Source organism: Tissierella simiarum, assembly GCF_018917865.1.
In the GTDB taxonomy this organism is placed as follows: Bacteria; Bacillota; Clostridia; order Tissierellales; family Tissierellaceae; genus Tissierella_C; species Tissierella_C simiarum.
The window spans coordinates 65,876-80,617 of record NZ_JAHLPM010000009.1 but is presented as its reverse complement, the minus strand read 5'-3'; the positions used below and the strand labels follow the sequence as shown (position 1 = coordinate 80,617).

Here is a 14,742-nt window from a genome sequence, read left to right as displayed (position 1 = left end):
AAACATTAATGGCCAGAATAGCAGGTGTTGACTTACCAAGAGATAAGAGAGTTGAAGTTGGTTTAACATATATCTATGGTATAGGTAGACCAAGATCAAACGAAATATTAGCAAAAGCTGGTATTGATCCAAATACTAGAGTTAAAGATTTAACTGAAAGTGAAGTAGCAAGTTTAAGAAGTATCATAGATGGTTATCATGTTGAAGGAGATCTAAGAAGAGATATTGCTCTAAATATTAAGAGATTAAGAGAAATAAACTGTTATAGAGGTATGAGACATAAGAGAGGACTTCCAGTTAGAGGTCAAAGAACTAAGACTAATGCAAGAACTAGAAAAGGTCCAAAACGACTTGTAAGTAAGAAAGGTAAGAAGTAGGTAAAGGAGGGAAACTAAGTGGCAGCTAAGAAAGGTAAAACAACTCGCGTAAGAAGAAGAGAACGTAAGAATATAGAAAGAGGTCAAGCACATATTTCATCTACGTTTAACAACACTATGGTTACGTTAACTGACCTACAAGGAAATGTGTTGTCATGGGCAAGTGCAGGACAATTAGGATTTAGAGGTTCAAAAAAATCTACTCCTTTTGCTGCGCAACAAGCAGCTGAAGAAGCAGCGAAGAAAGCTATGGAACACGGATTAAAAAGTGTTGAAGTTTTCGTTAAAGGACCAGGAGCTGGGAGAGAAGCAGCAATAAGATCTCTTCAAGCAACAGGATTAGAAGTAAATATGATTAAGGATGTTACTCCAATTCCACATAATGGTTGTAGACCACCAAAACGTAGAAGAGTTTAATTTAGGAGGTGCAAATAGATGGCAAGATATACAGGTCCAGTTTGTAGACTATGTCGTAGAGAAGGACAAAAGCTATTCCTAAAAGGGGATAGATGCTATACAGATAAATGTTCTGTAGCTAAAAGAAATTTTGCTCCAGGTCAACATGGACAATCAAGAAAAAAATTAACAGAGTATGGAATGCAATTAAGAGAAAAACAAAAAGTTCGTAGATTCTATGGAATTTCTGAATCTCAAATGATAAAGTACTTTGCTATGGCTGATAAAATGAAAGGTATTACGGGTGAAAACCTATTAAGAATTCTTGAATTAAGATTAGATAATGTTGTATATAGAATGGGTTTTGCTTCTTCAAGAGCAGAAGCTAGACAATTAGTAACTCATGGTCATTTCTTAGTAAATGGGGCTAAAGTAGATATTCCGTCTCTACTTACTAAAGTTGGAGATGTTATTGAAGTTAAAGAAAAAAGTAGAAATAGTGATAAATTAAAAGAATTAGTAGAAAATCACAGTGGAAATACTGCTAGATGGTTAGATGTAAATGTTGAACAATTAAAGGGTAGCATTGTAGCTGAACCAGCAAGAGAAGATATTGATATTCCTGTAGAAGAACACTTAATCGTTGAGTTGTATTCTAAATAATAACATTTATAACAGAATCAGTTGCCCTCGTCCTTTGATAATACCAAAATTTAAGGAGGGTTAATGTTAATGATAGAAATTGAAAAACCAAGAATTGAAATTCTAGAGTTGAGTGATGATGGTAGTTATGGAAAATTTGTAGTAGAACCTCTTGAAAGAGGTTATGGTACCACTCTTGGAAATTCTTTAAGAAGAGTATTATTATCCTCACTACCTGGTGCGGCTGTATCATCAATAAAAATACAGGGAGTACTACATGAATTTTCTACAGTACCTGGAGTTCTAGAAGACGTTCCTGAGATAATATTAAACATTAAGGATATAGCAGCTAAAATATATATAGATGAGCCTATAACTTTAAGAATAGAGGCAGAAGGTTCACAAGAGATAAAAGCTGGTGATATAATCACTGGTCCAGATGTTGAAATTATAAATAAGGATCACCATATAGCTACCATAAACGAAGATGGTAATTTATATATGGAACTTGAACTAGTAAAAGGTAGAGGCTACGTTGTTGCTGAAAGAAATAAGAAAGAAGGTCAGCCAGTAGGAGTTATTCCAGTAGACTCTTCCTTTACTCCAGTAAAAAAAGTCAACTTTGTAGTAGAAGATACAAGAGTAGGTCAAATAACTGACTATGACAAATTGACGCTAGAAGTATGGACAAATGGAACTATGAAACCAGATGAAGCTACTTCACTAGGAGCAAAAATACTTACGGAACATTTAAATCTATTTATTGGGTTAACTGACCATGTTAGTGATGTAGAAATAATGGTAGAAAAAGAAGAAGATAAAAAAGAAAAAGTATTAGAAATGACAGTTGAAGAGCTAGACTTATCAGTAAGAAGCTATAACTGTTTGAAAAGAGCAGGAATCAATACTGTAGAAGAGTTAACTCAAAAATCTGAAGAAGACATGATGAAAGTAAGAAATCTTGGTAAAAAGTCCCTTGAGGAAGTACAAAGAAAGCTTGCTGAATTAGGATTAGGTCTTAGAAAAAGCGATGAGTAACAAAGGTATGAAGGAGGGATAAATGTGACAACATTAAGAAAACTTGGTCGCCCTACGGATCATAGAAAAGCTATGTTAAGAAATCAAGTAACAAGTTTATTGAGAAGTGGAAGAATAGAAACAACTGTTACTAGAGCAAAAGAAACTAAAAGAATGACTGATAAAATGATTACTCTTGCTAAAAGAGGAGATTTACATGCTAGAAGACAAGTTTTAGCATATGTATACGATGAAGATGTAGTTAAAAAACTATTTGATGAAATAGCACCAAAATATGCTGAGAGAAATGGTGGTTACACTAGAGTATTAAAGATGGGTCCACGTCGTGGTGATGGTGCTGAAATGGCTATTTTAGAATTAGTATAAAAGGTAGGGGGATTAAGTTTTTAACTTAGTCCCTTTTATTATATCCACAATATTGAATTGAATGTATCCTTATGTTATATTAGATTATGAAATGATGAAAAGTTGAGGGATAACGATGGATAATGATATTATGATTAAAATAGAAGATGTAACCTATGAATATAACTCAATAGGAGAAGAGGGTCAATTAAGGGCTATAAGGAATTTATCTATAGATGTGAAAAGAGGAGAATTTTTAGTAATTCTTGGACATAACGGTTCGGGAAAATCTACTTTAGCTAAATTAATGAATGGTTTATTAATACCTACTAAAGGTGATATATATGTAATGGGTATGAATACCAAAGATGAAAATAAAATTTGGAATATAAGGGAGAAAGCAGGTATGGTATTCCAAAACCCAGATAATCAAATAGTAGCCACTATAGTAGAAGAAGATGTAGCTTTTGGACCAGAAAATCAAGGTATACCTCCAGCAGAAATTAGGAAACGAGTAGATGAAGCCTTAAGAATAGTAGAAATGACAGAATACAAAAGGCATGCACCTCATTTACTTTCTGGAGGACAAAAACAAAGAGTAGCTATAGCAGGAATTTTAGCAATGAATCCAGATTGTATAATATTTGATGAGCCTACAGCTATGCTAGATCCTACTGGTAGAATAGAGGTAATGAATACTATTAAAAAATTAAATAAAGTGGAAGAAAAAACAATAGTTCTAATCACTCATTATATGGATGAAGCTGTAGAAGCAGATAGAATTTTAGTTATGGAGCAGGGCGAAATAGTAATGGCAGGAACTCCAAGAGAAATATTTAAACAGGTAAAAAAGGTAAAGGAATTAGGATTAGATGTACCCCAAGTAACAGAATTAGTCTATGAATTGAGAAAAGAGGGTATAGATATACAAGAAGATATTTTAACGGTAGAAGAATTGGTGAGGTTGCTATGATAATAAAATTAAATAATTTAAATTATATATATAATTCAGGTAATCCCTTTGAAAAAAAGGCATTAGATAATGTAAACTTGGAAATTAAAGAAGGTGACTTTATTGGTCTTATAGGTCATACTGGATCAGGAAAGTCTACCATGGTACAGCATTTAAATGGACTAATGAAACCTACAACAGGACAAATCATAGTAGACGGTATAGATATTACACAAAAAGATGCAAATTTAAAGGAAGTGAGACAAAAAGTAGGTCTGGTTTTTCAATATCCAGAACATCAATTATTCGAAGAAACCATATATAAAGATATAGCCTTTGGACCTAAAAATTTAGGATTAAGTGATGAAGAAATTCATATACGAGTTAAAAATTCTATGGAGTTAGTAGGTCTAGACTTTGAATACTTAAAGGACAGATCACCTTTCGAATTAAGTGGCGGACAAAAGAGAAGAGTTGCAATAGCAGGAGTAATAGCTATGAAGCCAAAAGTACTGGTTTTAGATGAACCTACAGCAGGTTTAGATCCAAGAGGTAGAGATGAAATTTTAGGTGAAATTCAAAAGTTATATGAAAAAGAAGGCATTACTATAGTATTAGTATCCCATAGTATGGAAGATGTAGCGAAACTAGTAAATAGGATAGTTGTCATGCATAGAGGAAGAGTTGCTATGGATGATGAGACTAGAGAAGTTTTCAAGCGAGCAGAAGAGTTAGAAAAACTAGGATTGGGTGTACCTCAAATAACCCGTTTTATGAAACATTTTAAAGAAAAAGGAAATGATATTAGAGATGATATATTAACAGTAGAAGAGGCAAAAGAAGAAATATTAAGTTATTTAAGGAGAAGAAAAAATGCTTAAAGATATAACTATCGGACAATATTTCCCAGGAGATACTATAATACACAAACTAGATCCTAGAATTAAGATAATAATAATAGCTTTATTTATAACATCTCTATTTTTTATTAATACTTTTTTTCCTTATGTATTTATATTAATTTTTATTTTATTAGCTATTAGATTGTCAAAGGTTCCTGTAAAAATTGTCTTAAAAGGGCTCAAACCTCTATTTTTTATAATATTTATAACCTTTGCTATAAATGTATTCATGACAAAAGGAGAAGTATTATTTCAAATAGGACCTTTAACAGTAACTAAAGAAGGTATAAGTCAAGCTGTATTTATGGCATTAAGACTTATATTTCTTATAACAGGTACATCCCTGCTCACTCTTACTACATCACCAATATCTTTAACAGATGGTATAGAAAAACTGTTATCACCCTTTAAGAAAATTGGGTTGCCAGCCCATGAATTAGCTATGATGATGACCATAGCTCTAAGATTTATACCAACTTTACTGGAAGAAACAGATAAGATAATGAAGGCTCAAATGGCTCGAGGTGCTGATTTTGAAAGTGGCAATATATTGAATAGAGCAAAAAATTTAGTACCTTTACTGGTACCACTCTTTATAAATGCCTTTAGAAGAGCAGATGAACTAGCTACAGCAATGGAAGCTAGATGCTATAGAGGTGGAGACAATAGAACTAGGTTGAATGAATTAAAATTAAAAAGACACGATATAATAGCTCTTGTATCTACAACTTTCTTTTTTGCATTTATCATTTCAATTAGATATATATGGTAGAGGATAGAGATGAAAAATATTAAATTAACTATTGAATACGAAGGAACCAACTATTCAGGGTGGCAGATACAAGAAAATGCAATAACAGTACAAGAAAAAGTAGAACAAGCAATTGAGCAAGCTACTGGTGAAAATATTAAATTAATTGGATCAGGTAGAACTGACGGAAAAGTTCATGCTATTGGGCAAGTAGCTAATTTTCGTACCAACTCAACTATTCCGGGTGAAAAGTTTAAACATGCTTTAAAACATTTATTACCAGATGACATAACTATCGTAGAGTCAGAAGAAGTAGACATAAACTTTCATGCTAGGTTTGATGCTATTAGAAAAAGGTATAAATATGTTGTTTATAATGGAGAAATGCCAAGGGCCTTGTATAGAAACTTTTCATATCATGTGTCCTATGAGTTAAATATGGATAATATGTTAGGAGCTTCAAAGTATTTCCTGGGAACTCATGATTTTTATGCTTTTATGGCATCCAATGCAGAAGTAAAAAGTACTATTAGAACTATTTATAATATCTCCATAGAGAGAAATAAGGATCTTATAGAATTTATTATAGAAGGGAATAGTTTTTTACACAATATGGTAAGAATAATCGTAGGAACTTTAATTGATGTAGGTCAAGGAAAAATAAAAAAAGAAGATATACCTAAAATAATATTAGATAGAAAAAGAGAATGTGCCGGACATACTGCACCACCTCAAGGACTATTTCTTGAAAAAGTTTTTTATTAGTGAAATACCGTCTTGACATTGATAATTACTTGTATTAGAATATATAAGAGTGTTTGAAAAAAAGCCCCGGAACTTTTTTATATAGACTACTCAACGCTGTAATAAGGAGGGAAATTGATGAAAAGCTATATGGCTAAACCAAATGAAATTGATAGAAAATGGTATGTGATAGATGCTGAAGGCAAAGTGTTAGGTAGACTAGCTACAGAAGTTGCGACAATATTAAGTGGAAAAAATAAGCCTATATATACTCCTCATGTAGATACAGGAGATTTTGTAATAATAATAAATGCAGATAAAATAAAATTAACTGGAAAAAAACTAGAACAAAAGCACTATGTATACCATACAGGACATCCAGGAGGATTAAAAGAAATATCTTACGAAAGAATGATTGAAGAAAAACCTGAAAAGATTATTCAATTAGCTGTAAAAGGTATGCTTCCGAAGAATAGTTTAGGAAGAAAAATGATTAAGAAAATGAAAGTTTATAGTGGAGCAGAACATAAACATGAAGCTCAACAACCTGAAATATATGAATTTTAATGCTCACGAGAAAGGAGGACTGTAAGTGGCTAAGGTACAATTTATTGGAACTGGAAGAAGAAAGACTTCAATAGCAAGGGTAAGATTAGTACCAGGGAATGGTAATATTACTATAAATAAAAGAGATATTGAAGAATATTTCGATTATGAAACATTAAGAGTTATAGTTAAAGAACCACTGTTTATTACTGAAACTTTAGATAAATATGATGTATTCGTAAACGTTGAAGGCGGCGGATTTACAGGTCAAGCTGGAGCAATAAGACATGGTATTGCAAGAGCTTTAATCGAATCTGATGAGGAATTAAGACCTATACTTAAAAAAGCTGGTCATTTAACTAGAGATTCAAGAATGAAAGAAAGAAAAAAATACGGCTTAAAGAAAGCAAGAAGAGCACCACAATTCTCAAAGAGATAATATTTCCCAAAATAGGAACCTTGAAAATGTTGAGTTTTCAAGGTTCTTTAAAGTTTTTGACTCTATTTCTTTGATTGTAAGATTTAGCAGAAGAGTTTACCTTTATTGTTTATACTTTTTAATTAGTCTTTTTTATGGCATTTTACTATACATGAAATCTGTATAAAATATAATTTCAAATACAATCATTATATAAAAAATAGGAGTGACTTTGAAAACGTTCTGTCTAATATTACATATTAGAAATGACAGTCGTTTTTATAGCGGTTTTACAACAAAAAACTATGCTAGTTAAGCTATTTAGCATAGTTTTTCACATTTAATTATTTTGGTTTTAATACAGAATAAAGGATACTATGAAGCAAAATAATATATTCAGTTTTATACTATTCAGCAATTATAATCATACCGTCTTCATCTGGTAAATCTATAAATTGATTAAATATATTTTTAATATTTGTAAAATAGCAAGGTAAGCCCTTAGCACTTAAAATATCTTTTCCATCCATAAGATGAAAATGTAAATGTGGACATATGGAGTTTCCTGAATTACCAATTTTTCCAATTACTTGACCTTGTCCTACCCTATCCCCTATGTTAACTGTAAGACTTTCAGGTATCATGTGACAATATACTGAATATTCATCATATAAGTGTTTTATTATAACATAGTTACCACATGTTCTGGCAATTGGTCCATATTTTTCTTCAAGTTTATCATATTCTTCTTTGGACATTTTATTTGGATATCCTAATGAGTGTTCAGGAAATCTGGTAAAACAATCTACAACTTCACCATCTGCAATAGCAACAACTTTTTTTCCATAGTGAACAAAATCTACATTATCCATATAATCTTTATTAATAAATAATAGGTTATTATCAAGTTGTCCAAGATCAAATGCAAATTCAGAGTTGTAACACCACCTATGAGAATCTATTGTTGAATAAATATCTGTAGCTATCCATGTACCTTTTACCGGAAATATATATTTATTTTTATTCTTGTATTCAATTACAGGCATTTTACAATTTAGAACCTTTTCTGTCTCATTTTCTACGTATGTTATTGATATTATTAACTCATCAACTATTGTCTCATTTAACAATTTGAAATGTTCACCCATAAAAACAAACTGTTTTCCACTTTCTATTGTAGTTGATGTAGCAATATTTGAGTCATTCCAAAACTTTTCCATTCCTATACATTCAGATACTATATTTTCTCTATAACAATTCAATTCTTCAATCCCGCTTTTTACTCTATCTGCTAGAATATCTTCCCTATAGGTTATTTCTTTAACATTTTTCCCTTGGGACATAATTTTGAAAGTTAATGTATTTATATTTATTGGAACCGTTAAAGTATTTCTTAATATTAAAAGCCTCAAATAAAAATCAGATTCCACCTTGTCTGCTACGCTTCTAACTACATTTATTATACTGTCTTTTGGACTTGTAAGTATTTCCATAAGAGCTTTTCCCCCTATATTATAATCATATTATGGTTATTACGAATTTTAATACAAATATTCACTACTATTATATCTCAAGCATAAATATAGTACAAATATTTTCAATTACCATATTATAAAAATATTAATTCTTAAGTGTCTACTTTTAAAAATCATCGTAACTATAATACAGAACCAATACTTAATTTATAAAATACTAATTATTACTAGAAAAATAGGATTTAAAATTTTTTAAAAAGTAGTGGGCATTTTGATTTCACAAAATTATTTGTCATAATAACTGCACGGTTAAATAAGGACATGTTAGCTGAGATTTATGTAGGTTTAATAAAATTTCTAATGGCTTATTTCAATGTTTTTTATTAGCTCCTCTATATGGAATATGGACAAATTTAAGATAATATATTTCTATAGAGGGAGGAGATAAAATGAAGGTAATTTATTTTAAAAAAATATATCTATATATAGCTATTATATTAATACTAATACTAAGTTTTTTATTTTACTGGATATTTAATAAATCTACAATTATGCCAGTATCCTATTTGCCAATAACAAATAAAATAATTGGAATAGATCCTGGACATGGAGGAGTTGATCCTGGTACAGTTAGTAGAAACGGAGTTAAAGAAGATGAGATTAATCTACAAATAGCGTTAAAACTTAAAAGGTTTATTGAGCAAAGTAGTGGAATAGCCATAATGACTAGAGATACAGATAAAGGTTTATATACAGATAAATCTACTACGTTAAAACAAATGAAAAGTGAAGACTTAAAAAAAAGGAAAGAAATAGTAGAAAAATCAAATTGTGACATATTTATAACAATTCATTTAAACAGCTTTCCCCAGTCTAAATATTATGGGGCACAAACCTTTTATAAAAAAGATGATGAAAAAAGTAAAAGGTTATCAATTATAATCCAAGAAGAATTAAAAAATGTATTAGATAAAAACAATAATAGAGTACCTCAGCATAGAGATGACTTATTTCTATTGAAAGAAATAGATATACCTACTATACTAATAGAATGCGGGTTTTTATCTAATCCTAAAGAAGAACAACTTTTATCCACAGATAAGTATCAAGAAAAGATTGCCTGGGCTATTTATGTAGGAATAATGAGATATTTCAGTGAATTAGAAGGCGAGTATGGATTTTAATGTGGATAACTAAGTGTGGATAAGCTTCTTAATTGTGGATATTAAAATATTATGTAAAATCGCACTAAAAGCAACTTGTATTTTACAAGGAAGGATTTGTTTACATAAGTTATCCACCTCGAATTGTGGATAATGTGGATAAGGTGGATTGATAAAATATAACCATATTTTAGAGAAAAAAATCACCTAAAAAATAGTCATTGATAAAAAAATAACATAGTAGTATACTTAATATATGAAGTCAATGAGGAGGGATAATGTGGTCACTATACATGTTTGTATTGGAAGTGCTTGTCATCTTAAAGGGTCCTATAATGTTATCAATGGTTTACAAGAAATAATTAAGGAGAAATCTTTAGAGGAAAAAGTTGAGGTTAAAGCAGCTTTTTGTTTGGGAGAGTGTAGTAAAGCAGTTTCCGTTAAAGTAGATGATAGCCCTATTTATTCAGTGAATAAAGATAATATAAAAGATTTTTTTAATACCCAAGTAGTAGGGAGGCTATAATTAGTTAAGGAGAAGAAAGAAGATGGGCAGTAAAAACCAAAGATTGTCTAGCTATGTATTTAAATATAGTCCAAACGCTATAATGATTTTAGATAAGGGGTTAAATGTATTAGGGTTTAATCCTGCTTGTGAAAGGCTATTTAGAATTAAAGAAGAAGAAATAGTTAATAAGTCTGTATTCACTATAATAGCCGATGATACACTAATAGAAGTTAAAGAAAGAAGAGAAAGTATTAATTTGAAAAAAGTAATCTATGAAAAGTATAATATTATACTGCTTCAACATCTTATATATGTGGAAGAAGAAGATATTATATTAGTTATTATGACAGATATTACTTCTTTAGAAAAAAAGAAAGAAATTTCATCCTTATTAAAAGAAGAAACCTTAGAAGCAGCTCAAAACGTAATCGAAAAGCAAATGAGAGTAGCTCAAGAAATTGCTGGATTATTAGGTGAAACTACTGCAGAAACTAAGGTGGTTTTAAACAAACTAAGACAATTAGTCCTTAAAGATGGTGATTAAAAATGAGTTATTTCTTAGATATTTCTTACGGCAGTATCAATAAATTTGGTGAAGAACTGTGTGGTGATAAAGTAGAGGTTATAAAAAGAGAAGATAGTGCTATTATAGTAGTTGCAGATGGTTTAGGAAGTGGAGTCAAAGCCAATATTTTATCAACTTTAACCTCAAAGATTGCAGTCACTATGCTAAAAGAAGGTGCTAGTATATTTGAAACAGTAGATACAATAATAAATACTTTACCTGTATGTCAAGTTAGAAAACTTGCTTATTCTACCTTTACTATTGCTCAATTATATGAAGATGGACGAGCTTATATTTCTGAATATGACAATCCACCTTTATTTTTAATTAGAGATGGAAAACCAATTTATTTAGAGAAAAAAGAAACTTTAATAAATGGTACTTTGGTAAAAGAGAGTGAGACCACTCTTAAAAAAGGAGACCTTTTGGCTATAGTTAGTGACGGAGTAATTCATGCAGGTGTAGGAGGAGCTTTAAATCTAGGATGGCAATGGGAAAATACGGAAGAATATTTAAATAGATTATCTAATAAAGAAAAAAGTGCTAGAAATATTTCTAGAAGTTTATTGGATACTTGTCACTATTTATATGTTGAAGAACCAGGAGATGATACTACAGCAGTAATTGTGAGAGTAAGAGAGCCAGAAGTAGTCAATTTATTTACCGGTCCACCAAAAAATCCTGCTAATGATGTAAAAGTAGTAGAAAGATTTGTGAAAAGCAAGGGGAAAAAAATTGTATGTGGCGGAACAGCTGCTAATATTGTAGCCAGAGAACTTAAAACTAAAATTAATACTAGCATGAATTTTATAGATCCAGAAGTACCTCCTTTAGCAGCTATAGAGGGTATGGATTTAGTAACAGAAGGAGTATTAACTTTATCTAAGACTGTAGAAAAAATAAAGAAATATCTAAATTCTCCTTATAAAGATAATTCCAATAAAATATTTAAAGGAGAAGATGCAGCTTCTAAACTATCAAAGATATTGATAGAAGAATGTACTCATTTAAATTTATGGGTAGGAAAAGCTATAAATCCAGCTCATCAAAATCCTGATTTATCAATAGATTTGAGTATTAAGCTAAGAGTGGTAGATGAGTTAGTAGGAGTAATGAAAGAACTAGGTGCTAAAGTAAATGTAAATTATATTTAATAGAAAGGATGACCCCCATTGGAAAAAGTTAGGAAGTTTGAAAATGATGTTCAACTAATAAAGTATTTAGTTTTAAAAGAAGTATCTAAACTAGCTTTAGAAGGAACTCTAGAAGAAAAAGTAGACACAATACCTAATGTAATTGACCCAGGTCCAGAACCAAGAATAAGATGCTGTATCTATAAAGAAAGAGAAATTACAAAAGGAAGAATAAAGCTAGCTATGGGTGGAGATAAAACCAGTAAAAATATTATTGAAGTTATAGATGCTGCTTGTGATGAATGCCCTATAAATAGATTTTTTATTACAGAAGCTTGTAGAGGGTGCTTAGCTCATAGATGTTCGGAAAACTGTCCTAAAGATGCTATATTCCATGTAGCAGGAAGAGCCTATATAGATCAAAATAAATGTATAGAATGTGGCAGATGTAAAGAAGCCTGCCCTTATAATGCTATCGCTGATGTTATGAGACCTTGTAAAAGAGCTTGCTTAGCAGATGCTATATCTTTTAATGATGCAAAGAAAGCAGTAATCAATAGCGAAAAATGTATTCAATGTGGTGCTTGTGTAATTCAATGTCCTTTTGGTGCTATAATGGATAAGTCTTACATTGTTGATGTTATAAATTTATTAAAAGAAGCTAAAGATAATGATGATGTTCACGTATATGCTGCGATAGCTCCAGCTATTGCAAGTCAATTTACTTATGCACGAATAGAGCAAGTGGTATGTGGTATAAAAGCTTTAGGGTTTCATGATGTAATAGAAGTAGCTTTAGGTGCGGACATGGTGTCTTTGCACGAAGCTAAGGAGTTTGCTGAAACTATTGGAGAAAAAGGAGTTGTTACTACTTCGTGTTGTCCGGCCTTTGTTTCATATATAAAGAAAAATTATCCAATGCTAGAAGAAAAAATATCTAATACAGTATCACCAATGGTTGCCATATCAAGGCTTATAAAACATGTAGATCCAAAAGCAAAGGTAATATTCATAGGACCTTGTACAGCGAAGAAAGCTGAAATGATGGAAGAGGAATTAAGAGGAGATACAGACTATGTATTAACTTTTGAAGAATTAGCAGCTATGCTGGATGCAGCGGAAATAGACCTTGAAAATTGTACTGTTGGAGAATTAAACAATGCTTCTTACTATGGAAGAATATTTGCACGTAGTGGAGGAGTTACCGAGGCAGTAGAGCATGTCGTTGCAACAAAAGGAATTGAAACGGACTTTAGACCTGTAAAATGTAATGGATTAAAAGAATGTGATAGAGCATTAAAGATGGCTAAAGTGAATAGATTAGATGGAAATTTCATAGAAGGTATGGCATGTCCAGGAGGATGTATTGCAGGTCCAGCTAGTTTACATCATGGACCGAAGGATAAAAATGAAGTAGACAAATATGGTCAGTTAGCAATTGAAGAAGATATCAATAGTTCTTTAAGAATATTTGAATTAGAAGATATAAACTTAGATAGAAAATAAAGTAACTATTTCTAATTATGGTATTTAAAACCAAAATAGAAGTTATTATAAAAAACATTAGTAGAAAAGAGCCAAATTTACTTGGCTCTTAAAACTATATCCGCCTTTTTAAGCTGTTCTCTAATATTTATATGTTGAGGGCATGTTTCTTCACAAGCTCCACATTCAATACATCTACTAGAATCTTTCTCAAGCTCTATGAGTCTATTATATGCATTTTTCGATTCCTTTTCAGTACCATAAACATAAAGGTTATTATAATATTCAAATACATCAGGAATAACTACATTTTGAGGACATGGTAAGCAATATTCACAAGCAGTACAACCTACTTTTATACTTTCAGTATAAACTTTTGTTACTTCATCAATAAGAGATAGCTCTTTTTGTGTTAATGAGTTAGATAATCCTTCAGAAGCAGTTTTAATATTTTCCTTTACATGGTCTAAGGTAGACATACCACTTAAAACTACGGAAATTTCTTCTTGGTTAAAGAGCCATCTTAGTGCCCATTCAGAAGGTGTTCTTTTAATATCATTTCTATTCCATATTTCCTCGATTTCTTTGGAAGGATTAGACAATTTTCCACCTTTTATAGGCTCCATTATTGCCACGGAAATACTTTTTTCTTTGGCATATTTTAATCCCTCTAATCCTGCCTGATATTGTCTATCCATGTAGTTTAATTGTATCTGACAAAAATCCCAAGAATATGAGTCTATTATTTCTTTAAAAACTTCTACTTTATCGTGGAAAGAAAAGCCCGCATATTTTATTTTTCCTTTTCTTTTAGCTTCATCTAAGAAGTGAAGTACATTTAAGTCTTTTATTTTGTTCCAAGTTTTTTTACTTAAAGTATGTAATAAATAAAAATCAATATACTCTGTTTGCAATCTTTCTAATTGCTCATCTAAATATTTTTCAAAATCTTCATAGGAATTAGTTAGCCAAACAGGAAGCTTAGTAGCTAAATATATCTTTTCTCTATAGCCGTCTTTTAAGGCATTTCCAACAAAGACTTCACTATTTCCCTTATGATAAGGATAGGCAGTATCGATATAATTTACTCCATTATCAATGGCATAATGGAGCATTTCTGTAGCCTTTACTTCATCAATTTGACCTGAGTCCTTATTTAGAATAGGAAATCTCATACATCCAAATCCTAATTGTGATACTTTTAAATTATCCCTAGTAAAATAACGGTATTGCATTATTTTTCCTCCTCTTGTATAATAAAATCGATGCTACTTTTATAAACCCTTTAATTAGTTAGATAAA

At 30.9% G+C, this 14,742-nt stretch carries 18 protein-coding genes; 16 read left to right on the top strand and 2 right to left on the bottom strand.

Translation table 11 applies throughout. From position 1 onward, the window contains the following. Positions 1-8: 8 nt before the first annotated feature. The 11 genes from rpsM to rpsI all read left to right on the top strand — a co-directional run bounded on the left by rpsM (position 9) and on the right by rpsI (position 7,132). Positions 9-377: a 30S ribosomal protein S13 gene (rpsM, locus tag KQI42_RS11390; RefSeq protein ID WP_216519866.1), complete on the top strand. Its 369-nt coding sequence runs from the start codon at positions 9-11 to the stop codon at positions 375-377. Positions 378-395: 18 nt separating this feature from the next. Further along, positions 396-794, top strand: coding sequence for a 30S ribosomal protein S11 (gene rpsK / locus KQI42_RS11385; protein WP_216519863.1), 399 nt, complete (start codon positions 396-398; stop codon positions 792-794). Positions 795-812: 18 nt separating this feature from the next. Then, entirely contained in the window at positions 813-1,436 is a 624-nt protein-coding gene (rpsD, locus tag KQI42_RS11380) for a 30S ribosomal protein S4 (protein ID WP_216519861.1), read from the top strand. Positions 1,437-1,505: 69 nt separating this feature from the next. Continuing rightward, complete coding sequence (locus tag KQI42_RS11375) at positions 1,506-2,453, top strand: DNA-directed RNA polymerase subunit alpha (RefSeq protein ID WP_216519859.1); 948 nt, start codon at positions 1,506-1,508, stop codon at positions 2,451-2,453. Between the two features lie 24 nt (positions 2,454-2,477). Beyond that, positions 2,478-2,819: a 50S ribosomal protein L17 gene (rplQ, locus tag KQI42_RS11370; protein ID WP_216519858.1), complete on the top strand. Its 342-nt coding sequence runs from the start codon at positions 2,478-2,480 to the stop codon at positions 2,817-2,819. Positions 2,820-2,949: 130 nt separating this feature from the next. Further along, positions 2,950-3,771: an energy-coupling factor transporter ATPase gene (locus KQI42_RS11365; RefSeq protein WP_216520099.1), complete on the top strand. Its 822-nt coding sequence runs from the start codon at positions 2,950-2,952 to the stop codon at positions 3,769-3,771. Continuing rightward, positions 3,768-4,631 carry an energy-coupling factor transporter ATPase gene (locus KQI42_RS11360; protein WP_216519856.1) on the top strand — a complete coding sequence of 288 codons (864 nt, stop codon included), beginning with the start codon at positions 3,768-3,770 and terminating at the stop codon, positions 4,629-4,631. Before KQI42_RS11365 ends, KQI42_RS11360 begins: the two co-directional genes overlap by 4 nt. After that, positions 4,624-5,424 carry an energy-coupling factor transporter transmembrane component T family protein gene (locus tag KQI42_RS11355; RefSeq protein ID WP_216519854.1) on the top strand — a complete coding sequence of 267 codons (801 nt, stop codon included), beginning with the start codon at positions 4,624-4,626 and terminating at the stop codon, positions 5,422-5,424. The genes KQI42_RS11360 and KQI42_RS11355 overlap by 8 nt, the downstream gene beginning before the upstream one ends. 9 nt (positions 5,425-5,433) lie before the next feature. Next, a complete protein-coding gene (gene truA / locus KQI42_RS11350; protein WP_216519853.1) occupies positions 5,434-6,168 on the top strand; it encodes a tRNA pseudouridine(38-40) synthase TruA in 735 nt (244 codons plus the stop codon). A gap of 117 nt (positions 6,169-6,285) precedes the next feature. Then, complete coding sequence (gene rplM, locus KQI42_RS11345; RefSeq protein ID WP_216519852.1) at positions 6,286-6,714, top strand: 50S ribosomal protein L13; 429 nt, start codon at positions 6,286-6,288, stop codon at positions 6,712-6,714. A gap of 25 nt (positions 6,715-6,739) precedes the next feature. Next, on the top strand, positions 6,740-7,132 hold the full coding sequence (gene rpsI, locus KQI42_RS11340; protein WP_216519851.1) for a 30S ribosomal protein S9: 393 nt from the start codon (positions 6,740-6,742) through the stop codon (positions 7,130-7,132). A 386-nt stretch (positions 7,133-7,518) separates the two neighbouring features. Here rpsI and KQI42_RS11335 read toward each other — a convergent pair whose 3' ends face one another. Beyond that, positions 7,519-8,604, bottom strand: coding sequence for a M23 family metallopeptidase (locus KQI42_RS11335; RefSeq protein ID WP_216519850.1), 1,086 nt, complete (start codon positions 8,602-8,604; stop codon positions 7,519-7,521). 431 nt (positions 8,605-9,035) lie between these two features. Between KQI42_RS11335 and cwlD the strand changes: the two genes are divergently transcribed. From cwlD to KQI42_RS11310, 5 genes are all read left to right on the top strand, one after another. Beyond that, positions 9,036-9,770, top strand: coding sequence for an N-acetylmuramoyl-L-alanine amidase CwlD (gene cwlD, locus KQI42_RS11330; protein WP_216519848.1), 735 nt, complete (start codon positions 9,036-9,038; stop codon positions 9,768-9,770). 259 nt (positions 9,771-10,029) lie between these two features. Further along, positions 10,030-10,275: a (2Fe-2S) ferredoxin domain-containing protein gene (locus KQI42_RS11325; RefSeq protein ID WP_216519846.1), complete on the top strand. Its 246-nt coding sequence runs from the start codon at positions 10,030-10,032 to the stop codon at positions 10,273-10,275. 22 nt (positions 10,276-10,297) lie between these two features. Beyond that, positions 10,298-10,801, top strand: coding sequence for a PAS domain S-box protein (locus tag KQI42_RS11320; protein WP_216519844.1), 504 nt, complete (start codon positions 10,298-10,300; stop codon positions 10,799-10,801). Positions 10,802-10,803: 2 nt separating this feature from the next. Beyond that, the gene (locus KQI42_RS11315) at positions 10,804-11,976 is read left to right on the top strand and encodes a SpoIIE family protein phosphatase (RefSeq protein ID WP_216519842.1); all 1,173 of its coding nucleotides are present in this window, start codon (positions 10,804-10,806) and stop codon (positions 11,974-11,976) included. 18 nt (positions 11,977-11,994) lie between these two features. Beyond that, positions 11,995-13,461 carry a 4Fe-4S dicluster domain-containing protein gene (locus KQI42_RS11310; protein ID WP_216519840.1) on the top strand — a complete coding sequence of 489 codons (1,467 nt, stop codon included), beginning with the start codon at positions 11,995-11,997 and terminating at the stop codon, positions 13,459-13,461. Positions 13,462-13,538: 77 nt separating this feature from the next. Here the strand turns inward: KQI42_RS11310 and KQI42_RS11305 are convergent, their stop codons facing one another. Next, complete coding sequence (locus KQI42_RS11305) at positions 13,539-14,675, bottom strand: aldo/keto reductase (RefSeq protein WP_216519838.1); 1,137 nt, start codon at positions 14,673-14,675, stop codon at positions 13,539-13,541. Positions 14,676-14,742: the final 67 nt, after the last annotated feature.